Origin of the sequence: Paenibacillus oceani, assembly GCF_014705615.1 — a bacterium.
Classification (GTDB): Bacteria; Bacillota; Bacilli; order Paenibacillales; family NBRC-103111; genus Paenibacillus_AB; species Paenibacillus_AB oceani.
In genome coordinates this window covers 21,533-42,596 of the sequence record NZ_JACXJA010000028.1, presented here as the reverse complement: position 1 = coordinate 42,596, position 21,064 = coordinate 21,533, and the positions used below count along the sequence as shown (strand labels likewise).

Annotated in this window: 18 protein-coding genes and 1 pseudogene; 9 read left to right on the top strand and 10 right to left on the bottom strand. The window is 55.7% G+C overall.

What is annotated here, in order from left to right; all coding sequences use genetic code 11:
* Positions 1-23: 23 nt before the first annotated feature.
* On the bottom strand, positions 24-1,112 hold the full coding sequence (locus tag IDH45_RS19995) for a Gfo/Idh/MocA family protein (RefSeq protein WP_190929898.1): 1,089 nt from the start codon (positions 1,110-1,112) through the stop codon (positions 24-26).
* A 396-nt stretch (positions 1,113-1,508) separates the two neighbouring features.
* Between IDH45_RS19995 and IDH45_RS19990 the strand changes: the two genes are divergently transcribed.
* The 5 genes from IDH45_RS19990 (at position 1,509) to IDH45_RS19970 (ending at position 4,123) form a co-directional block, all read left to right on the top strand.
* On the top strand, positions 1,509-2,159 hold the full coding sequence (locus tag IDH45_RS19990; RefSeq protein ID WP_190929897.1) for a hypothetical protein: 651 nt from the start codon (positions 1,509-1,511) through the stop codon (positions 2,157-2,159).
* Positions 2,149-2,670, top strand: a complete 522-nt coding sequence (locus IDH45_RS19985) for an accessory gene regulator B family protein (RefSeq protein WP_223836814.1) — start codon at positions 2,149-2,151, stop codon at positions 2,668-2,670. Before IDH45_RS19990 ends, IDH45_RS19985 begins: the two co-directional genes overlap by 11 nt.
* Before the next feature lie 4 nt (positions 2,671-2,674).
* Positions 2,675-2,794, top strand: coding sequence for a cyclic lactone autoinducer peptide (locus IDH45_RS19980; RefSeq protein WP_190929896.1), 120 nt, complete (start codon positions 2,675-2,677; stop codon positions 2,792-2,794).
* A 63-nt stretch (positions 2,795-2,857) separates the two neighbouring features.
* Positions 2,858-3,247 (top strand): LytTR family DNA-binding domain-containing protein, encoded by a 390-nt coding sequence (locus tag IDH45_RS19975; RefSeq protein WP_190929895.1) that lies wholly within the window; start codon positions 2,858-2,860, stop codon positions 3,245-3,247.
* Positions 3,248-3,430: 183 nt separating this feature from the next.
* Complete coding sequence (locus IDH45_RS19970) at positions 3,431-4,123, top strand: hypothetical protein (RefSeq protein WP_190929894.1); 693 nt, start codon at positions 3,431-3,433, stop codon at positions 4,121-4,123.
* A 66-nt stretch (positions 4,124-4,189) separates the two neighbouring features.
* Here the strand turns inward: IDH45_RS19970 and IDH45_RS19965 are convergent, their stop codons facing one another.
* A complete protein-coding gene (locus tag IDH45_RS19965; RefSeq protein WP_317891243.1) occupies positions 4,190-5,323 on the bottom strand; it encodes an N-acetylmuramoyl-L-alanine amidase family protein in 1,134 nt (377 codons plus the stop codon).
* A gap of 216 nt (positions 5,324-5,539) precedes the next feature.
* Here IDH45_RS19965 and IDH45_RS19960 point away from each other — a divergent pair, with 216 nt between their 5' ends.
* Entirely contained in the window at positions 5,540-7,018 is a 1,479-nt protein-coding gene (locus IDH45_RS19960) for a sodium:solute symporter family protein (protein ID WP_190929893.1), read from the top strand.
* Between the two features lie 105 nt (positions 7,019-7,123).
* On the top strand, positions 7,124-8,068 hold the full coding sequence (gene glsA, locus IDH45_RS19955; protein WP_190929892.1) for a glutaminase A: 945 nt from the start codon (positions 7,124-7,126) through the stop codon (positions 8,066-8,068).
* A gap of 142 nt (positions 8,069-8,210) precedes the next feature.
* Here glsA and IDH45_RS19950 read toward each other — a convergent pair whose 3' ends face one another.
* The 5 genes and pseudogenes from IDH45_RS19950 to IDH45_RS19935 all read right to left on the bottom strand — a co-directional run bounded on the left by IDH45_RS19950 (position 8,211) and on the right by IDH45_RS19935 (position 16,479).
* On the bottom strand, positions 8,211-8,411 hold the full coding sequence (locus tag IDH45_RS19950) for a DUF1266 domain-containing protein (RefSeq protein WP_317891246.1): 201 nt from the start codon (positions 8,409-8,411) through the stop codon (positions 8,211-8,213).
* On the bottom strand, positions 8,326-9,078 hold the full coding sequence (locus IDH45_RS34185) for a hypothetical protein (protein ID WP_223836813.1): 753 nt from the start codon (positions 9,076-9,078) through the stop codon (positions 8,326-8,328). Before IDH45_RS34185 ends, IDH45_RS19950 begins: the two co-directional genes overlap by 86 nt.
* A gap of 195 nt (positions 9,079-9,273) precedes the next feature.
* Positions 9,274-9,579 (bottom strand): annotated as a pseudogene (locus IDH45_RS19945) (Hsp70 family protein); the annotation flags it as partial.
* Between the two features lie 213 nt (positions 9,580-9,792).
* On the bottom strand, positions 9,793-11,196 hold the full coding sequence (locus IDH45_RS19940) for an extracellular solute-binding protein (protein ID WP_190929890.1): 1,404 nt from the start codon (positions 11,194-11,196) through the stop codon (positions 9,793-9,795).
* Positions 11,197-11,328: 132 nt separating this feature from the next.
* Entirely contained in the window at positions 11,329-16,479 is a 5,151-nt protein-coding gene (locus IDH45_RS19935; RefSeq protein ID WP_190929889.1) for a heparinase II/III domain-containing protein, read from the bottom strand.
* A gap of 305 nt (positions 16,480-16,784) precedes the next feature.
* Here IDH45_RS19935 and IDH45_RS19930 point away from each other — a divergent pair, with 305 nt between their 5' ends.
* Positions 16,785-17,069, top strand: a complete 285-nt coding sequence (locus IDH45_RS19930; protein WP_190929888.1) for a hypothetical protein — start codon at positions 16,785-16,787, stop codon at positions 17,067-17,069.
* Positions 17,070-17,210: 141 nt separating this feature from the next.
* Here the strand turns inward: IDH45_RS19930 and IDH45_RS19925 are convergent, their stop codons facing one another.
* On the bottom strand, positions 17,211-17,387 hold the full coding sequence (locus tag IDH45_RS19925; protein ID WP_190929887.1) for a hypothetical protein: 177 nt from the start codon (positions 17,385-17,387) through the stop codon (positions 17,211-17,213).
* 483 nt (positions 17,388-17,870) lie between these two features.
* Here IDH45_RS19925 and IDH45_RS19920 point away from each other — a divergent pair, with 483 nt between their 5' ends.
* Positions 17,871-18,722 (top strand): SDR family oxidoreductase, encoded by an 852-nt coding sequence (locus IDH45_RS19920; RefSeq protein WP_190929886.1) that lies wholly within the window; start codon positions 17,871-17,873, stop codon positions 18,720-18,722.
* Positions 18,723-18,927: 205 nt separating this feature from the next.
* On the opposite strand, the gene IDH45_RS19915 is transcribed toward IDH45_RS19920, so the two are convergent.
* The gene (locus IDH45_RS19915; RefSeq protein WP_190929885.1) at positions 18,928-20,361 is read right to left on the bottom strand and encodes a nicotinate phosphoribosyltransferase; all 1,434 of its coding nucleotides are present in this window, start codon (positions 20,359-20,361) and stop codon (positions 18,928-18,930) included.
* An 84-nt stretch (positions 20,362-20,445) separates the two neighbouring features.
* Positions 20,446-21,003, bottom strand: coding sequence for a cysteine hydrolase family protein (locus IDH45_RS19910; RefSeq protein ID WP_190929884.1), 558 nt, complete (start codon positions 21,001-21,003; stop codon positions 20,446-20,448).
* Positions 21,004-21,064: the final 61 nt, after the last annotated feature.

Genomic DNA, 21,064 nt, shown 5'->3' with positions numbered 1-21,064 from the left:
GTGATAACAGCAGCTTGCGCCGATTATTGGTTCAAATAAACGGTTTTGCCGGTACGGCCGGATTCATACAGCGCTTCAAGAATTTCTGTTACGACAAGCGCTTGCTCCGGCTTAACGAGCGGCTCTTTGCCTTCCAACAGCGCTTCAACCCACAAGCGCGCTTCCATATCGCCGCTGCCTTCCTTCTTGCCGTCGTAGAACGCTACGCCGCCGGCGTCCGTTTTCACTTTCGTGTCGAACAGACGGCTGAATTGCTCGCCATTGATGCGCAGCCCGTCTTCCATATCGGCTCCGCCCTCGGTTCCGCACAGTACGGATTTGGCTTCGCCGACTTGCAGCGTGTTGAGCGCCCAGCTCGATTCGAGTACGATCGTAGCGCCGTTCTCCATCTTGATGAAGCCGAATGCGGAATCCTCTACCGTAAATTTCTTCGGGTCCCACGGGCCCCATGCGTTAGCCGCATTTTCCCGGCTGCCGAGCTTGTGGAATACCGAGCCCGTCACGCTGACCGGCTTGTAGTTGTCCATCATCCAGAGCGTCAGGTCGAGAGCGTGCGTGCCGATATCGATAAGCGGACCGCCGCCTTGTTTCTCTTCGTCCAGGAATACGCCCCAGGTCGGAACCGCGCGCCGGCGGATTGCCAGAGCTTTGGCGTAGTAGATCTCGCCGAGCTGGCCGCTTTCAGCCACTTGCTTCATATGGAGGCTGTCCGGACGGTACCGGTTGTTATATCCGATCGTGAGCTTTTTGCCCGTTCTTTTTGCGGTCTCCACCATACGGCGGGCGCCTTCGGCCGTTTTGGCCATCGGCTTTTCGCACATAACGTGCTTGTCTGCTTCCATAGCAGCGATGGAAATCTCCGCGTGAGAATCGTTAGGCGTACAGACGTGAACGACGTCGATCGTTTTGTCCTCAAGCAGTTGACGGTAATCCGTATATACTTTCGCACCTTCCGCGCCGTATTTCTTAGCCGCTTCCTGAGCGCGCTCCTCCACGATGTCGCAAAATGCTACCATTTCCGCATTTTTAACTTTAGCCAGTCCCGGCATATGTTTGCCGTTGGCGATTCCGCCTGTACCGATAATGCCGATTCTCAATTTTCCGTTTGCCATGAAATTTACACCCTCCTACTATTCGCTTCCGCTACTTCTTTTATATACGTTAGCAAGTTCAGTTCTATGTAATCATAAAGCTATTTTTTTGAACATGAAGTATATGATCAAAAGATGAACTTTCTGGCTACGATTATTTTTCCAGCTTGATTTTCTGCTCGCAAACCCTTGGGCAGACACCCGTTCAGCCGGGTTGATTTATCTCAGAAGCGTGCTAGTAATCGTTATAAATCAGAGTAGTTGTCATAGTTCGACCCCAATATTCGACCAAAATTATAATGATTACTCATGAATTTACAAAATCTATCAGGTTCCCATTATTTTGCTTTATAGTTCTATCGGCTTATAGTATACTGGACTGGAAACGATCTCACAGATGCAGATTGGGGAGTCATTATGGAAGCTTTATCGTTCATGGCTTTTTCGATGCTGGAATGGTTTTCGCTGATTATCCTGTCCTTCACGATGTTCAAGATCGAGATCAGGGGATTCCGTGGACAAATCGTTTTCACATCGTTTTTGCTGTCTCTACTTTCTTATATACTAATAGTCGCCTTAGATCTGGTAGGATATGCGACCTTCCTGCAGCCTCCGATCGTGTTTATTTTTTATTGGCAAATGTTCCGTATCCCCGCCTTTTATGCCGGACTGATTATGACCAACGGCTATTTGGCTTATATTTTCCTTACATCGATATCGTATATCGTCTTGCAACAGTTGGGTTCGATCCTCGTCGTTCCGGATACGACGATCAGCTTTGCCAATCAATCGGTCACGGCCCTTGTAGCTTTATTGGTTGCGTACGCTATTTATAAATACCGGATCGGGTACACCTTTGTTCCGTATTACCCGAACTCGAATATTAAGTTCACCAAAATCAATACCAGACTTTTGCTGTTTACGATTATGGGTTATCTGGCTTTAACCAGCTTTAATTTCTTATACTTTTTGGGCAACTACACCCAGTTTATTATTATTCCGATTACAGTATCTCTAGTCCTCTTACAATATTGGGTACTGAAAAAGGAGTTTTCCGATGATCATTGAAGCCTGGTCCGAGAAAATCGCCCGATCCATTAAAAACACCAATGAAAACATAACGGTAAGTATCCCGGTGATGAAATTTGCCCTGATTATCATCATCAACTTTACGATACCGGTGGTCGTCTCCTTATTGATCGGTCTGTTGACGGGCAAGTTTCTGGAAACCTTAACGGCCATAACCTTTTTCGTAGTTCTGCGGCTCTTGTCGGGCGGCTTCCACTTCCAGTCCCCGATCCCATGTATGATCACGATGGTCGTTATAACCGCCGTTCCTCCACATGTCAGCTTGCCTGATATGTGGAGTACAGCCTTTACGATCGCCGCTCTCATCCTGGCAGCTCTTCTGGCTCCTTCCAACTTGCGCGGATACCACACGATGCCGGAAAAATACTATCCTTTAATGAAGGCTGCTTCCGTCTTACTCATATGCAGCAATTTTTTCTTCCACTCCTCTGTGATCGCATCCGTGTTTCTAATCCAAGGCATTCTATTGTTTCGATGGAAGGAGGTGTAAACCGATGGTACAAAAAGCAGCAAACGTAGTCGCCCATGTCCTTGATCTTGTAGCTCGTTGCTTCGTGCAGACTGCCTCTCCTTCGACTCATCGTCCAGAAATACCGGAGGAATTGAAGAAGTAATCTTTGATTAAGGCTGTCAGAGCCTTCTGACAGCCTACCCTTTTTGCTGGAGTTGACACTATAATGAAGTATCCCGTTACTCACGATCCGGATAACAATGGTCGAGTCATCATGCTTGATATAGAAGACATTGTTAAAATAGAAGTACATAACCGCAGCGTAACCTTTCATACAACCGAAGAGGTTTACTACCCTTTGGCCTGGAACATTTCTACACTAGAGCCGCATGTACTGGAACACGGTTTTCAAAGGCTGGACCGCAACAACTTGGTGAATATGAACAAAATAACTCACTTTGATGAAGAGCGCGCGCTCGTTTTTTTTGATGCCGAACTTACAAATAAAAGCAAATTTGCTACAATCTCGAACAGAGAAAAAAATAAAGTGAAAAAAGATATTATCGAAATCATCCAGAAGCCCAAAAAGCTGACGGATGACGGCTTCAATATGTAGAATCTCCTTCACGCAGATTAAGCCGCTCCTATCCGTACGGCTTTCACATATAAGAATGACGACTCAATACCGGATTTTCACAACATGAGCACGATTGCTGCATTGGACCGACATTCCTGATGTCGGTTTTTTCACTTCATGCAGCGGCCTTTTCGATAACCTTAACCGATACGGAGAAACATAATGAGCGCTTTGATATTCCTGTTCTTTTCCATGCTCGAATGGATCGCATTGATTCTGCTTACGTTTTCGATTTATCGATTCCCCATGCGGGACTATGCGGCTCAGGTCGGAATTACCGCCTTATTGTTGTCGATTATTTCCTTAGTTTTGTTTGAGTATCTGGACATCGATATACTGGCCACGCTTATTCAGCCCTTATTCGTTTTTCTCTTTTTTTGGCTCTTCTTCAAAGTGCCTGTCTATTATGCCGGCTTATGCGTAGTGAATGGGTATTTAGGTTATGCCGCAATACAATCGATCGTCTTTTATGTGTACGAGCTTCTCGGCATTATGATCAATCCTGGAACGGCTCTCGCTTACTTGGCGCAAGCCGTAACGGCTGCAGTCGCATTTATCGTCATCGGGTTTGCCTTGAAATATCGTCTCGGGTTTTCCTTTGTGACCCCGAACGAAATTACGAGGGTACGGCTGAGGGGAACCAACCTGAAACTGCTGCTGCTAACATTTGCAGGGTACGGAGCACTCTCCAGCTTTAATTTTTTGTATTATTTGAGCGACTATACCATCATCATCGTACTACTTATGTTCTCCGCCTTTGCAATCATCCAATACTGGACGTTCCAGAAAGAGTACGAGTCGTCGCATTGGCACCGGACAAGAGCCGAAATGACCAAAACCCCCGATCTGCCGTAACACACGGCGTTCGGGGGTTTTGGGTTGTATGGCCTAACCGCTACTCTTGCTATAACAGCGCGCCGGTCATGGCGCCTGCACCCAGGCGTCGCCGAGCCACGTCCGGATATGGAGCCAGCCGTTCCAGCTCTCGAAAGCTTGCACCGTCTGCGGAGACAGCTCGCCCATAGCAGGCTCGTCCGCAAAAGGCAATCGGCGGAAGGACGTGACCGACGTGAACTCGACCAACTGCGTCTCGCTCCCGATCTGTCCGGTTACCGCCTTCGGCACGCGGACCCAGTTGCTGCCGAGCCATGTGTCGATCCGGTACCAGTCGCCCGCTCGCTCCCGGGCCGATACGGTTTGCGGACCGAGGTAGGCGCCTACGGGCGTTAACCTGCCGCTAACCCGGTCATACAGATCCGTATCGCCCAGCAGCGTCAACGGCTGCTCGAACGGCTGCGGATCCCAGGGAGATTTGCCCGCTGCGTCCGTCATATACCGGTGCACGCCCGCCGCAATCCCTTCCGCCATCTTCTCCTGATACGCCTCCGTCGCAAGCAGCCGGTCCTCTTCGGCATTACTCATGAAGCCCATCTCGATCAGGATGTTCGGCACTTCAGACCAATTGAAGCCGGACAAATCGTCGCGCGCTACCGTCCCCCGCGAATTCGCCTGCGTCGCAGCCACCAGATCCGTCAGCACGATCTCCGCCGCCGTCTTGCTGAGCGAATATTGCTCATTCGATACGGCCACCGATAACGCCGGATACAAGACCGAGGCTCCCTTCGCTTTGGGCGAGGTGGAGCCGTCCGCATGAATGCGCAAAAACAGATCCGCTCCCGCTCCATTAGCCAGCTCCGCTCTCTCCTTGTTGCTGATGTCGACCTCATGCGTATCTCGCGTCATCACCACTTGGTATCCTAGCGCCTCCAGCTTGTCTCGGATCCGCTTCGACACTTCCAGCGTCAGCACGTATTCCGGCTTGCCGGTCGCGACGCCGCGCGTACCGGACGATACTTTCGGCTTCTTCTCGGAAGAGCCGGGTCCGACCGATTCCAATTGATTATTGCCTCGCAACTGATGTCCCGGATCGATGCATATCACGGGAGCGCCGGAGGCGGCGGCACCCGCCGCAGACGCCAATACGGCCTGCACAGGCAGGCTAAGACTCAGAAGCAAGCTAAAAGCCAACATACGTTTGATTCTACCGGTTCTCACAGCTGCAATCCTCGCTATAGTATGGATTTTGATCCTGCTGTTAGTACTGTACCATCGTTTGGCGGCGTGCACAACGGCGGCGCCCTTCGTATGCATACTCCCCTCCCGCCCTCCGGCCCAAACCGAATAAGCTGTCATGAAAGGACGAAAATCCGATATGCTCTAGTAATGCGCTTTCGGATAAGCGCTATTCCTATCTTAAAAGGAGAGGATCGCATGCACACGCTGGATTGGGTTGTCATGGGGCTCTATTTCCTGCTCATGGTCGGGATCGGATTATGGTCGTACCGCCAGGTGAAGGGAACCCGGGATTTCTTCACTGCAGGCGGCCGGATGCCGTGGTGGTTAGCGGGCATTTCCCACCATATGTCCGGCTACAGCGCCGCCGTGTTCGTCGCTTACGCGGGCGTCGCCTACAAGTACGGCTTTACGCTTTATATCTGGTGGGCCGTACCGGTCGCGGTGGCGGTCTTCTTCGGCGCGCGCTGGATCGCCCCGCGCTGGTCCCGGCTGCGGCAGCAGCTTCAGATCGAGTCGCCTACGGAATATTTGGCGGCAAGGTATAACGTGCCGACTCAGCAAATTATGGCATGGAGCGGCGTGTTGCTGAAGCTGTTCGACGTAGGCGCCAAGTGGGCCGCCATCGCCGTTATTTTAAATGTGTTCGCCGGGGTGCCGCTGACGACCGGCATTATCGTCTCCGGCGTGCTCTCGCTGTTTTACATCACGATCGGCGGATTGTGGGCGGACGCGCTGACCGACTTTGCCCAGTTCATCGTCCAGCTCGTTGCGGGACTCGCGATGTTCGTCATCGTGCTGATCAAGCTCGGCGGTCTCGGCTCGATCGTCGACCTGTGGGACCGTCTGCCGCCGACCCATAACGATGCGTTCGCCGGACCGTATACGCTCGGCTTCGTGCTCGCCTACCTGCTGATCAATTTCCTCAGCTACAACGGCGGCACGTGGAATTTGGCCCAGCGGTTCATAGCGGCTCCGAATGGCAGAGAAGCGCGCAAAGCCGCTTATTTGTCCTCCGCGCTATATTTGATCTGGCCGCTCATTCTGTTTTTTCCGATGTGGGCCGCTCCGGTGTTTTATCCGTCTCTGGCCGATCCGAACCAGTCGTACTCGATTATGGCGATGGACCTGCTGCCACCCGGGTTGATCGGGCTTGTGCTCGCCTCGATGTTCGCCCATACGATGGCGATGACCACATCGGATGCGAACGCGATTACGGCCGTCGTCACCCGCGACATTTTGCCGAAACTGTTCGGCAGGCTCCGTACGATGAGCGGCAAAGCGTCGCTGCTCGCCGCACGCGTAACGCTGGTCGTCTTCACGACGCTGACGCTGATCGTCGCCATCAACCAGCAAAACTTCGGCGGCATCCTCAGCCTGCTGATCACCTGGTTCGGCGCCCTCGTCGGCCCCATCTCGATCCCGATGCTGCTCGGCCTGCTGCCGGCCTTCAAGCGAAGCGGCTCGGCGGCGGCGATCCTATCCTGGGCCGGCGGCCTGCTGACGTTCGGGTACGTGAAATATATCATGGAGAACGCCTCCACCGCCGTGCTGGTCGCCTCTCCGGTCGTCGTCTCCGCCGTGCTGTTTATCGGAATCGGCTGGTTGACGAAAAAAAGCAGCGTTTCTCCGGAAGTCGATCGGCTCGTCGACTCGCTGAACGAAGACGCCAAGTAACTCCATCCGCTAGAGCGATTTGGAACACCCAAAAAGTTGTTCCGGAGACTCCGCCGGGCCATGTATAATGAAAGCAAGACAGCACCAGCCGAAGGAGAATCCGCAATGAGTTCCGTAGCCGCATTCCAAGATTTGACCGACAATTTGCCCGACTGGGTCGAAGCGTACCGCGCTTATGCCGCAGAGGGCCGGGTCGCCACTTATATTCCGGAGCTCGCTCATGCACCGCAGCAAGCGCTCGGCATCACGCTGCACCATAAGTCCGGAGCCGTTATCTCTGCGGGTGACGCCGGTATGCCTTTTACTCTGCAAAGCATCTCCAAAGTATTCACGCTGCTGCTGGCCCTCATGGACCGCGGCGAAAAAGCCGTATTCGAGAAAGTAGGCATGGAGCCGACCGGCGACGTCTTCAACTCGATGCTGAAGCTGGAGCTCGTCCAGCCCGGCAAGCCGTTCAATCCGCTGATCAACGCGGGAGCGATCGTCATCTCCTCGCTCATCCGGGGAGACAGCCCGGAACACAAAGCGGAGCGCATCGTCCGGTTCATCCGCGAGCTGGCGGGAGACGAAGGACCTTCGATTAACGAACACGTCTACCGCTCCGAAGCGGAGACGGCGAACCGCAACCGGTCGCTCGCTTATTTTCTGAAAGATAACAAAGTGCTTGACGAGGAAGTCGAACCGACACTGGACGTTTACTTCCGTCAATGCGCCATCGAGGTTACATGCGCCCAGGTCGCCCGCATGGGGCTCGTTCTGGCAAATGACGGCGCCGACCCGTTCACCGGCCGCGAGCTGATCCCGAAACGGTACGTTCGAATCGCCAAGTCGTTCATGGTGACGTGCGGCATGTACAACGCTTCCGGCGAATTCGCCATCCAGGTCGGCATCCCCGCCAAAAGCGGCGTAGCCGGCGGCATTCTGGCGCTCGTCCCGGGCGAGCTCGGCATCGGCATCATCGGACCGGCGCTTAACGACAAGGGCAACAGCACGGCAGGCGTCCACCTGCTCCGACTGCTCTCCGAGCGGTACGATTGGAGCATGTTCTGACCGGCTGGCCTGTGGCCTTCCCCCTCCTTACACAGAACTTATCGCTTTCCGTACCAACGCAAAGACGCTTCCCATCCTGATGAATCATCGGGAGGGAAGCGTCTTTGTATCGGAATCCGGCGGGCGATTCGCGCAGGCCTTTTCAGGAAGGCTTCTCCAGCACCATATTCCAATCGACTTGCCGATACGGACTATGCGGGGAAGCGAGCAGCTTCGTCAGAACGGGCCGGTTACGGCTGACGTAGTCGAAGGTCAGATCAGCATCCACATATTGCACGCCCGCCGCGAAGCCGTTCACGTACTCGCTCCAGCCCGAATACGACCGCTGTGCGGCACGCGTGATCTGCAGCAGATAGGTCCAGTAATCGTCTTGCTCCATATAAGGCCGCTCTATAACCTACCGCAAGCACGCGAATCAGTGACGCATACAGCAGCAGCAATACGATCACGTACAGAGTAAGCCGGAACGGCAGCTTGGTCCGCTTCGGGTCCTGCTCCTCCGGAATGATCCGGGTGTCGATCAGACGATCCGTCACCGTAGCCGCGTCTTGATACAGGGACAAGCCCGGCAGCTTCAGCATCTCTTGCACAAGCCCTGGGAGCTGCCGGGGCGGCATATCCAGCACTTGGCCCGTTACCTGCAGCGACTGGAAAGCGTCGTAACGCAGACGCAAAAACGTATCGGTGTCCCGTCCTCCCCCGCCGCATAGAAATGTAAAGCGCAGCTCGGGCCCTTCGAGCTGTCCGGTCAAATACTCGACGAAATCCGAGTAGCGGTCGCCGAAATACGCTTCCTCCTGCGCCTGGTTCCGCCATCCGAAATTGTCCTCCAGCAACTGCCAGATGCTGCGCGGAAGCTGATCGCGCTCCTCCAGAAAATCCGCCATCCGATCGCTCAGCGTCCGCTTCAGCTCCACATTCCAGACGACGTCCGCGCTCAGCAGCTCCTGCCATCGTTCCACCTGAATCCGGGCGGCGAAGTCGTCGTACAACGATTCGGCCTCTTCCATAAACTCCCCGATCGGCGTGTTACTCTGCCGGAATTCGTCGTGCGTGTCGAGCAGGGTGAACCTTGGAAGTTTATAGTCGTCCTCCCGGTCATCTTCCTCGTAGTCGCCGTCCTCCTCGGGATGGTGAATTTTCAGCCTTCGGGCGTAAGCCGCTTAATGTGCGTGACATCGCGGGTCGGCTCGATGCCGAAAATTGGTGAAATCTTCCCCGCCCAGGTAGTTGTCGCCCGCGATCGACTTCACTTCCATCACGCCTTCGAAAAACTCCAGGATCGACACGTCAAACGTACCTCCTCCCAGGTCGAAGACGAGGAACTTCGTATCCGATTCCTCCTGATGGAGCCCGTGCGCAATCGCGGCCGCCGTCGGCTCACTGATCAGCCGCTCCACCTTCAGGCCGGCAATTTCCGCCGCGCGTTTGGTCGCCTTGCGCTGCGTGTCGTTGAAGTAGGCGGGAACGCTGATCACCGCCTCCGCGATTTCCTGCCCGAGGAACGCGTCCATTACCTCGCGCTTGTAAGTTTTCGAAAGGTGTCTATTTCCGCCACTTCATGTATTATCGGCAAACATCTTGTTTATTTTTATGAAAAGTGGCGAAATGCTCCTTCGCACGCGGCGAATTGCAAAAAAGCCCTCTTCACAAACAAGAGGGCCGTACTTGTACACTACGAATCTATCGGCCGTTAGGTGGCGCCCAACGACAGCAAATCCGGCTTAGCCATACTCCCGGGCCAATGACCTCCAGACCTGCTCGAACGTTTCCGTCCGGAACCAGACCATCTCCATCGCCCGGGACAGCTTCGTCACTTGCTCGCAGGTCAAGCCCAGATCGTTGACCAATTGGATATCGCCGAGCGTCTCCCTGAACGACTCATACCCGGAGCCTGCAAAGGCGGAGTGCGGATACTCGGCGGATTCCGCGACGGTTCGGACCGCAGGGAGCGTCGTGCTCCTCTCTTTCACGAGCGCCTGAATCGGCGTCGACAGCAAGTATTGGATGAAATAACGAGCCTCGTGCACGTTCTCGCACCCTTTGCCGATCCCGATATTCGTAGAGATTGCCAGGGAGCGGTCGTGCCGGCCGGCCGGGAATTTGCAGACGCCCCAGTCGAACCGGCTCTCCTCGTACAGCGTGCACAGGTAATACGTGGACAAGATCATGCCGACCTTGCCCTGCTGGAAAATCTGCTCGCTCAGGTCCGAAGCCGTATGGAGCAGCGGCGCCGCCCGGTGCTTGTAGATCAAATCGAGGATGAATTGAATGCCGGCCTCCCCGGCTCCGTTCAGCGGCGGAAACGCCTGCCCGCTGCGGGCGAATTGCCCTCCCTCCTGCATAAAAAACAGCGGCCACCGGTAAAAGGAAGGCGACAGCGCGAATCCGTACTGAACGGTCGAGTCGTCGATCTGCCGGCTCAGCCGCACCGCGGCCTGTACGAAATCGTCCCACGTCCAGCCGCCGTCCGGAACGTCCAGTCCGCCCTCCTCGAACATCGACCGGTTGTAGACGAGCATAACCGGGGAGAAGGAAACCGGTACCGCAAACAGTTGCCCGCCGCGCCTGGCCGGCTTCCACAAAAAATCGTAAATGTCGTTCCCCGTCTCCAGATGAAGATCCGTTAGCGGCTGCAGCACCGCTTCGATCTTCTCCGCTTCAAGCTCGAACAGAAACCGGTTGGAGATGCTGATCAGATCGGGCTTCAGCTCCTGCATATCCTGCTGTTTGTATCCCGCGTACACAAGCGGCGTGATCTCGCTGGAGAACGGCACGAGCCGGACTTGAATATGAGCGTGCTCCCGGTTGAAGCGTCCGACGATTTCCTCGATCATCGGGTACTCGTAGGAGGGTAGCATCCAGTACAGATTCAGCAGCGTCACCTTCCGGTTCCCCGGGCTGTCCCCGAGCGCGAGAACGACGCTGCCTTTGCCCGCGATCGTCCGGATCAGCCCCTCCCCGGCAAGTTCCGCAACCGCCTTGCGGACGGTCGGACGGCTGAGCCCGTATTGCTCGGCGATCGTATTCTCGGAAGGGATGTATTCGCCCTCCTTCATCTCTCCGCTCATAATCCCCAGCTTCAGATCATGCAGCAATTTCGCGTATTTCTTGGAGCCTGCTCTCACATCCGGTCCTCCCCATAGATTGGCCCCGCTCCCGGGGCGGTGTCCCGTCCTGTCTATATGGCCTTATCATATCACACCCGGACAGACGGCAAAAGCCGGCTCGATTGGCCGGCTCTTCCCGATCCCGTCCGCTTACCCGCCGACGGTCACGATGAGGATGTCGCTCGATGCGGCGCCTGCTTCGTTGGTCAGCTCGGCGCGGTATTCATACGTGCCCGGCCCCCGGTCCGCGATGTTCGTAACGGCCGACTGCGCCGCAGGCGTCCGGTCCGTCAAAGTCCGGGTATCGATCAATACGCCGTTCTCGTACAGCCGGTACTCCGTTCCATTCGTGCCCCACCATAAATTCATACTCACCTGGTAGCTGCCGTCTCCGTCCCAATTGTTATGGGTGATGACCGGCTTGCCCGGCGTCGCTCCCGTCACGGTTACGATGTGTTCGGCGCTCACCGTAGTGCCGTACGCGTTCGTAAGCTCGGCATGGTACCGGTATGTGCCGTTGTTCTTGCCGCTAATCGGAGTAACCGCGGATTGCGCCGCAGGCGTCCGGTCGGATAACGGCTGCGTATCGATCAGTATGCCGTTTTCATACAGCCTGTAGAGCCAGCCGTTCTCCCCGTACCACAAGTTCATCGTCATGTCGTAGGTGCCGTCCAGTATGCCGTAGTCGTGACCGTTATTATCCGATAGCACCGGTATGCCCGGCTTGGCCGTACTGTTCGTCGTACCCGTCACGAGCAAGGTGACCGGCTCCGACGTCAGCTCCCCGTAGGTCGCCTTCAGCACGGTCGTACCGGCTTTTTTAAGCAGCAGCAGTCCCGTATTCACGAATTCGGCCACACTGCTGTCCGAGCTCTCATAGTGCGCCCAGCCGGTGGCATCCGCAACTGCGCCGCTGCCGTACACGGCCGTCACCACTGTCTGCCGCACCGTGCCCGCCGGTGCGGGCGAAGTGACGCCTTCCAGGCGGATCGAGACAAGGCCCGGCGCCGAGTACGAATCCCGGTAAGACAGCGGGATGCGGAACGACGCTCCCTGCGCGATGTCGTACACGTACCCTTTGCTGAAATCGTTCGCGTCCCGGTAAGAGCGGATCGGCGTCGTGTCGCCGAGATCGAGGCGATACCGTTGATCTCCCGGCGCCTGCGAGACGCCTACAATCTCGTAGGTGCCGTTGCGCACCCGGTCGTTGTCGACATGGATCATCCGGCCGACCAGCGTCTCCGGCGAGAGCCCGCGCAGATCCAGATTCACGACGATCTCATTGCTCAGCGACATGTCTTTCGTAAAATCGGCGACTGTCCCGTTCAAGCTGCCGAACGGCTTCTGGATAGCCGGTCCGCCGATCGGTCCGATCAGCGTGCCGTCATGTAAATAAGCCGACTCGTACGCCCCGTCCCGTTCCGAATATACCCCGAAAAAGCCTTGGAACCGAAGCCGGTTCTCCACCGTATACACGGCGCTGGGGTCCAGCGAATAAAAGATATAATCTACTCTTCCGTTCGCGAGCTGCACCTTTACTGCCTGAACGGCGTCATCGGTTACGATCGCCCCGTCCTTATACACGCTGAGCCGCTCTGCCGCTGCGATCGTCCGGCTGTTCCGGTACGGCTCGATCACGGACGTGAACGTCGATTTCAAGTCCACTCCCTGTCTCTCGGCCACCATGTAGCGGACCGAAGGCGGGCTCTTGGCGTTATTCTGCGGGGGCTGCCCGCTCGCGAGCGCGACCTGATCGACGTCGCTAAGCATCGTCAGACGAAGATGAACGTTCGGATCTTCCGGATGAATGCCCCAAGTATCCTTCACTTTCCAGTCGACGCTGAACGGCGCCTGCGGATTTGCCGCCCGGTCCACATCGAACAAGTAATGGAACCCACTGCCCTTGTACCCGCTTCCCGAACCGCTGCCCGGCTCCTTCCGCCCGTACGGAACGTCGATACCCGCATACGTGCCTGTATACCGGCCGCTGCCGTCCTGCTGCGGGACGAGTGTCAGCCCTTCCGCCGTTACCGCCGACGCATCCGCACTGTGGAAGCTGAACGTATGGCTGCTCCCGCCCTCTACACGGAAGAAGTCGACCGCATACGAGTTCTCCTCATCCACCCGAATCATCGAGGTCGTCCGGCGGTACGTCTCCGTACTCGGATACACCCGCGGGGCTTCCACGTCGACCAGCTGCACATTCCCGTCTCCGTCGAAATGATGCGGAATGCCAACGATCGAGCCGCTCTGTTTGGACTTATCGACTACGACCGTATTATGGGAGATCGTATTCTCCGTCCATTCCATTCGTTTCGGATCGCTGCCGGTGACGTCCGGATAACCGAGATCCGGGGCCAGATCCATCCCGTACGCGTGAATGCCGAGATTCAGCGTATCCTTATGCCCGTGCCCGCCGTTCCGTCCGAAGTAAAGCCATACGTCCCTCTGCGTATCCTTCTGCGCTTGCTGCTCCCGTTCCCTGTCTTCCGGACGGACCAGAGCCAGCTTCTTGAACGCCGCATAATACCCTGTCGCTCCCGGCGATTGTCCTTCATAGACGAACGAGATCGTATGCGGGCCCGCCTCCAGCCACCGGGTCGCCAGCGTGGAGAAGCTGTCCGGAGCCGAAGCGCCGTAAAAGTCATACGAGCCTGCGTCCACCCCGTCTATGTCGACCTTGTATTTGCCGTAGCTGGGCGCTTTGTTCGGCAGCATGTCGATATCGTATTCGCCCGCAGCCGGTACGGAAAACCGGAACGTGATCGCCGCTCCCGCGCCGTCCGTATTCTGGAACAGCAGCGCGTTGTAATTCGGCAAATATTTCGTTCCCCGGTTCGCGGAGACGATCTCCAGATCGTTAAATTCATAGATAGTCCCGTTCGCATAAAAAGGAGGGCTTCCGTCACGGAGCGCCGCAAGTCCGTAGCCGCTCATCAGCGAGCTGTCCAGCTGCATCGGGCCTTCCGTCGCGATCACATTCGCGATATCGACAGCGACCTGCTCCGGATTCGGGGAGAAGATGCTTCCATGAATACCGCTTGCCGAGCCGCCGTTTTTCAAGTAAATCAGTTGGGCGTGAAGCGGATTGCCCCACCGTTCGAAAGCCAATATATCGTGGCTCTTGTCTCCAACCAGAGAAGGCGAGCCTAGAAAGCCGGAATCCCCGATCGACGGCGTATATTTGCCCAGCATCGTCAGACGGTAAAAAGCGGAAAACATTTTCTGAAATTTGACGTTGCGGTACAGATCGAATTCCGGATAACGCTCGTATCCGTCCAGAACCTCAGCCGCTTCCAGAAACGTGTTCAGCCACAAGCCGTTGTAGCCGGGCGCCGCTTCGTTGCCCATCCCGTCCCGGTCGACTTCGTCCGCCAGCAGCCGGTTCAGGTCCCCGCCGGTCACCTGATATTGTCTGCCGTATGGCCGGTCCGGGTCCTGGACCACGACGAGCCCGCCCGACTGGAATACATAATCGAGCCACATCTTGGAGGCGACCTCTTCGTCGAGCACGACCGCTGCCAGTGCTAGAGCGCTTTGGTGCATCCCGTTGTTGCCGCGGATCTGCGACTTCTGCATGCCCGGATAGACGATGCGCACGATATGGTCTTCGATGTTTTTCTGGATCGCCGCCGCGGAATGTTTCGGATTCGCCATCTGGTACGTCTGCGCCTTGGCCGACAAAAAGGCGGTCAGCCGATCCTCCAGAACCTCGATCTCCGGGAAAAAGGCGTCGTAGGCGAACAGAAGGCTTTTGACGAGTCCGGTCTCCCAGATGTCGTTCACCGCTTTCCCTTGCGCGGAATGGACGGAAGGATCGCCGTTATCGAATCCTTTGGCCCACGGATAAGCGGTCACGTCGAGGTCCGGATACAGATCGGCCACCCGGTCGAGCAGAATAAGACCTTTATAGGCATATTCCGCATCGCCCGTGTACAGATAAGCATCCCGCAAGCTGTTCAGAGCTTTCATAATAAAACCGTTATACCAAATGCCCCAATGGTTGTAGTAGGCGATAAAGGTCCAGATGTCGCCATTCGCTTCCGTCCAGCCCCAGCCGTCGTCGACTCCCCAGTCCGATTGCGGGTCGCCGGTATTCGTCAAATAGGGGGCTCCGTTGCTCAGGGCCTGCCGGTAGTCGAACACACCGTATTCGTTTATCCCGCTCTGGTAGAAGGAGGCGAAGTCGTTGGTCGGGAAAAATCGTCCGGTTACCGGACTTTGCAGCTTCCAGGGGTACTGGATCGGATCGATTTTCCAAGGGTAATTGCCGTAGCTGCTAATCGTGGAATCGTCCGGATCGGGACTGCCCTTCTGCCTTAATTTGTACCGCGTGGCGATCCCGAGACTGCGGGAGACGCTTTGCGGCGTCACGATACTCCACAGCTGATCGTCGCCAACCGCCGCATAAGGCGCCGCGCTGGTCACCGCCGAGTCTCTCTGGGCCCGCGCCCAGTCGTAGGCTGCAATATTGGCTTGGGCGTTCGCCCGTTTGGCGTCGGTGTAGTAAGTACTCTTCGTTTTGCTGCCCGTGACATTCCCGCTGAAATCGTCCGCTCTCAGTGTCAGGATCGTCGTCTTCGTCGTTCCTTCGGCAGTCACTTTGATCTTGATCTCGCTGCTTCCTGCCGACAGCGCCTGGAAGACGCCCGTTGACGGATGTACGGCGAATACGCCGGGATTGGAGCTGGCATACGTCACTTGCGAGATGTCCGCCGCTTCCAGCAGCGATCCGTCCGTTCGGGTGCCGTACCATTCTACCGTGCCGCTATCCCCGAGCTGATACAGCGTCTTGGAGGTGGCGGGCACCAGATGGTCGAACAGCGACGAAGGGGTTGACGTAACTTCCCGAAATGCGGCTTCGTCATAATAAGTCGTTCCTTTATTGGCGCTGGACAAATAAAGCAGCAATGTGGCGGCAACAGCCCCGGCCGGCGCGGCGGCCCGGATCTCTGTCCTGGCCCACTGCCCCCGGGTATCGTTCACTTTGGTGCTGACCGGAGTCAGACGTTTGCCAGCCGCGTCCCAAAACTCCAAATACAGATAAGAGTTCGTATCCACGTTGTAGGACATGACCGAGGCTTCGTAGTTCTGCCCGGGCGTTACCGGAATTTTGGAGCTGCGCAGCCCCGCCGACAGGGTAAGGTTCGTGATTTTGGCACTGTAGGTGCCGGCATACACTTGCTCGGTCGACGTCTGATACAGCTGGTTGTTGTCGTAAATCGTCCAGTCGGACGGCTTCCCGTTCGTTTGACTTTCGAAGTCCTGGTTTTTCGGCTGCAAAGATTGTTCAGCATTCACGGCAGTTGCCTCCGCGGATAAAGTTGGAATCGGTAAAGCGAACAAAGAAAGCAGGAGTGCGCAAACCAGCAACATACTTATAGCTTTGAAATGAAGGCGAGATCCCATATTTGAGAACAACTCCTCTTACAAAATGGCAGTTCGTTTACAGCATTTGCAAGCGGTTACATGTTGTCCGGTACGTGAAGCCGTTCTGCGGTTCTTGCTGCGCGTTATCCGTCCGGCCCATGCTTCGGGCGAAGCCTCCCTCCTTCTGGGAATTATTATTTACATGCATAATTTACATGACAAAATACTGACTGTCAATGAAAAAACAGAAAACGAATAATTTAAACGGGCTGTCTGTCTCCAACGTTGTTTTGCGATTTTTCGAGCCAAACTTTGAACCGGATGACCTTGAGAAAAAGGACCTCAATCTCCACATTACCATGGAGGTTGAAGTCCTTTCGTTTGGAAAAGCCCCCCTTATTTCAACCTGTTGGTGGGGGCCGCACTCTTTTGCCGAATTTATCCGCCTCGAACTGCTAGATCCTAATCCTGACGATGTACCCGATGTAGCGAGTTGCCCGTGGATGCTGCTTTCTATATAAAAACGACAATCGTCCTGAGGGAGAACGACTGTGTTTCAGCGGATGTAAATGCGGGTAGTAAAAGGTTAACCGAGGTTTTCTTTCCGAAGCCTGTTCAGGAGCGGCAACGCGCTCCCTGCACTTCAATCCTGCAAAATCCAACTAGAGAACGGCCGGCAGTCCGTCCACTGTATACGTCGTACAATCCGTCTGCACCGCGAGCGGCGGTTTCGGCGGTTTCGGCTGTTTCGGCTGTTCCTTCTCGACGTATCCCGTAACGCCCATCTGTCTCATGATCACCCGGATGTCCAAGCTGATCTTCACTCCGGCAGTATTCATCTAACTCCCCCCGATGATTGGAAATTAATCCCTAGTAATAGTTATCGCACGATGGCGGTGTAAATACTGTCAAAGTGTGTCGGGTATTCACATAAATTTTCATTTAAATTTAGACTAAGATTGCATAAATAACTAGAACGAAAGCTTCGGCTTTTACAGCCGATGCTAACCCCCGTCCTACTCGGCTCCGACTCCCGCACGACTAGCGCACCGGGATAAACAAGGTATTTTCACCTAATTCGCCGCATCCGCTCAAGTCCTTCGCCCCCTATCTTTCCCTTAAAAAATACTTAATGGAAATATTACCCTTTCGACAAGAACCAACTTTTTAGACGGAAATTTACTGTCGAAATGTGTAGTCCGGCCGATTTTTTAGGCCTTCAACATTTTTCCAAGATGCCCGGCACCGGGCTGGATCTCCGATAGACAACCGGCAAGCGGAACTTTATGATGAATATGTATAGTAGACGGGAGGGATGTGTATTGAGGCAAAAAATTGCGCTGGTCACCGGAGGCAATTCCGGCATGGGGCTGGCTACGGTTATCGGGCTGGCCCGGAGCGGATACCGGGTCGTCATGGCTTGTCGGAACGCGGAACGCGGGGAGACCGCCAGACGGGAGGCCGGACGGCAGAGCGGCTCGACGGCGATCGAAACGATGACATGCGACCTCGGGTCGCTGGCGAGCATCCGGGAGTTCGCAGACCGTTATCTGGCCCGGTTCGATACGCTGGACGTGCTGGTCAACAACGCGGGAGTCGTCACGGTCCGGAGGCATACGACCTCGGACGGCTTCGAAGCGATGATGGGCGTTAATCACCTCGGTCACTTTCTGCTGACGAACCTGCTGCTCCCCGCCCTTCGCCGTTCGCCCCAGGGCCGCATCGTCATCGTATCGTCGGGAGCGCACAAAGCGGGTACGATCCGGTTCGAAGACCCCCATCTGACGAAACGGTTTCATGTAGTAGCCGGCTACGGCCAATCCAAGCTGGCCAACATTTTGTTTACGCGGGAGCTGGCCGAACGGTTGAAGGATACGAACATCGCCGTTAACGCCGTACACCCCGGAGCCGTAGCAACCAATCTCGGAGTGGACCGGCAGACCGGCTTCGGCAAGTTCGCATACAAACTGCTGAAGCCTTGGATGCAGACGCCTGCGCAAGGCGCGTCGACCGCGCTGTATTTGGCGATGAGCGACGAGGCCGCGGGGGTTAGCGGACAATATTTTTACAAGAAAAAGCCCGCGGCTGTATCCGCTAAAGCGAGCGATGCCCTCTCGGCGAAACGGCTATGGGCTTGGAGCGAGCAGCAGGTCGGGCTGACCCGGGACGGGTGAGCCGAACGAACGGACTGCCTGATTGTATTCCTATTTGTACGTGTTCAAAAAGTCCGGTTTTCAGCACCGAGAAGATGGGATGAAGCTAGGAAATGAGGTAGTGGGAACTACGTGAGCACCGGAAGTTCCGGCTGAATTCCATATTCGATGTCGAGCAGTCTTCCTGATCTGCTTCGTGATCAAAAGCGTGCTTTTTGATCAACCTCTATTTGTACTTCGCGATCAGATCCATCTTGGTGTTCCATACGGTCTCGCTCATGTCGACCGGATAAGGCTCCGGGTTCATTTTGCGCAAATAAGGGTCCCAGAACAAGTCAAGCTGGTTGTTGTGATAAGCGCGGATCTCATCCAATCCCGGCAGACGGCCTACCTGCTTGCCGCCCTCGAAGACGGGCTGGAGCAGCTCGACAGCCTCAAAATCGGTTACATCCTTCTGCAAATACGTATGTACCGGATCAAACAGCTTCAGCTTCTTCGCTTCCTTCACCCGCTCATGCACGAACGCAATGTAATCGCCCTCGGCTTTGCCGTGCTGACCGACGATCCGGTATACGGTTTTCATCCCCGGCGTCGTAATTTTCTCCGGATTGCCGGATATTTTAATAACCGGCACGTAGTCGTCTCCTTGCTTGCGGGCGACCAGCTTGTATACGCCTCCGAGCGACGGATTGTCCGCCGCGGTAATCAACTGCGTGCCGACCCCCCATGCATCGATGCGAGCTCCTTGAGCTTTCAGATCGAAGATGAGATTTTCGTCCAGATCGTTGCTCGCTGTAATCGTTACATAGCCGAGACCGGCTTCGTCCAGCATTTTTCGGGCCTGGATGGATAAGTAGGCGAGATCCCCGCTGTCCAGCCGGATTCCTTTCAGCTTGTGCCCGCGCTGTTCGAGCTGCTTGCCTACACGGATCGCATGGGGGACGCCCGATTTCAACGTATCGTACGTATCGACGAGCAGCACCGCATGGTCCGGATGAACTTGCGCGAACGCTTCGAACGCTTCCAGCTCGGTATCGAAATCCATCACCCAAGCGTGGGCATGCGTACCGACGGTCGGGATGCGGAACAGCTTGCCCGACTCCATGTTGCTCGTGCCGTCGAAGCCGGCGATATAAGCTGCTCTCGATCCCCAGATTGCCGCATCCGCTTCCTGCGCTCTGCGCGTTCCGAACTCGAACAGCATATCTCGGGGAGCGACCCGGCGGATTCGGGACGCTTTGGTAGCGATCAGCGTCTGGTAGTTCATGAAGTTCAGCAGCGCCGTCTCAATTAGCTGGGCTTCGAAGATGCGCGCCTCGACGCGGATGATCGGCTCGTTCGGGAACACGACCGTCCCTTCGGGCACCGCATGGAGCGAGCCCGTGAACTTCAACCGCTTCAGCTCGTCGAGAAACGCTTCCTCGTACCCTTCGGATTGTTCGCGCAAGTAGGCGATATCGTCCTCGTCGAAGCGCAGGGCGTTGATATAATGAACGATCCGCTCCAGCCCGGCAAATACCGCGTACCCGTTGTTAAACGGATTTTTGCGGAAATAAGCGTCGAACACGCGTACCTGGTTGTGCCGGTTCAGCTTCCAATGTGCGTAGATCATGTTGATCTGGTATTTATCCGTATGCAGTGTCAAATCCCCGTAGTTCATCGGTTGTCATCCTTTCGGCAGGGGGGTCCCCGTAGAGTGCCGGACAGTTCGATCCGGACGGATTCTTGATGTCGGCTCCCGGAATCAATCCGGAACCGGCTGGCCGCCGCTTAGCAGCGTAGCGCCGAGGGAGCCCTGGAAATGGCCGAGCGCCCAGTCGTGACCGGGAGGGTTAAATGTTGCGACCGCATCCGTATGGACGACAATGCCGAACCCTTTGTTGTACGCATCCACCGCCGTGTGCAGGACACAGATGTCGGTGCAGACACCGACCAGGTGCAGCTCCCGAATCCCCTGCTCGCGCAGCTTCAGCTCCAGATCCGTGCCGCAGAACGCGCTGTACCGCGTCTTGTCCATCCAGTACATGGCATCGCGGTTGCGGCGGTATACGTCATCCAGCTTGCCGTACAGATTCCTTCCATCCGTTCCCCGGATGTTGTGCGGAGGGAACAGTTTGTGCTCCGGGTGAAGCGTGTCTCCCGCCTCATGAAGATCGACGGCCATAACGACCCAGTCTCCTTGCGCCGCGAACGACTCCGCGAGCTCTGCGATGCGGTCTTCGATATCGATCGCCGGCTGTCCGCACGGCAGCTTGCCTACGACGAAATCTATGGTATAGTCGATGACGATTAAGGCTTTCATAGGATTACCTCCTGTTGGGAAGATCGTTTTTATCGTTCCGTGTTTGTTGCAGCTCTACTGC

Bases quoted from the DNA above. Each gene is read 5' to 3' on its own strand.
- IDH45_RS19990 (WP_190929897.1), top strand. From the start codon at position 1,509: ATGGAAGCTTTATCGTTCATGGCTTTTTCGATGCTGGAATGGTTTTCG.
- IDH45_RS19995 (WP_190929898.1), bottom strand. From the start codon at position 1,112: ATGGCAAACGGAAAATTGAGAATCGGCATTATCGGTACAGGCGGAATC.
- IDH45_RS34185 (WP_223836813.1), bottom strand. From the start codon at position 9,078: ATGGAAGAGGCCGAATCGTTGTACGACGACTTCGCCGCCCGGATTCAG.
- IDH45_RS19915 (WP_190929885.1), bottom strand. From the start codon at position 20,361: ATGAACTACGGGGATTTGACACTGCATACGGATAAATACCAGATCAAC.
- IDH45_RS19985 (WP_223836814.1), top strand. From the start codon at position 2,149: ATGATCATTGAAGCCTGGTCCGAGAAAATCGCCCGATCCATTAAAAAC.
- IDH45_RS19970 (WP_190929894.1), top strand. From the start codon at position 3,431: ATGAGCGCTTTGATATTCCTGTTCTTTTCCATGCTCGAATGGATCGCA.
- IDH45_RS19930 (WP_190929888.1), top strand. From the start codon at position 16,785: ATGAAAAAACAGAAAACGAATAATTTAAACGGGCTGTCTGTCTCCAAC.
- IDH45_RS19960 (WP_190929893.1), top strand. From the start codon at position 5,540: ATGCACACGCTGGATTGGGTTGTCATGGGGCTCTATTTCCTGCTCATG.
- IDH45_RS19980 (WP_190929896.1), top strand. From the start codon at position 2,675: ATGGTACAAAAAGCAGCAAACGTAGTCGCCCATGTCCTTGATCTTGTA.
- glsA (WP_190929892.1), top strand. From the start codon at position 7,124: ATGAGTTCCGTAGCCGCATTCCAAGATTTGACCGACAATTTGCCCGAC.
- IDH45_RS19925 (WP_190929887.1), bottom strand. From the start codon at position 17,387: ATGAATACTGCCGGAGTGAAGATCAGCTTGGACATCCGGGTGATCATG.
- IDH45_RS19910 (WP_190929884.1), bottom strand. From the start codon at position 21,003: ATGAAAGCCTTAATCGTCATCGACTATACCATAGATTTCGTCGTAGGC.
- IDH45_RS19975 (WP_190929895.1), top strand. From the start codon at position 2,858: ATGAAGTATCCCGTTACTCACGATCCGGATAACAATGGTCGAGTCATC.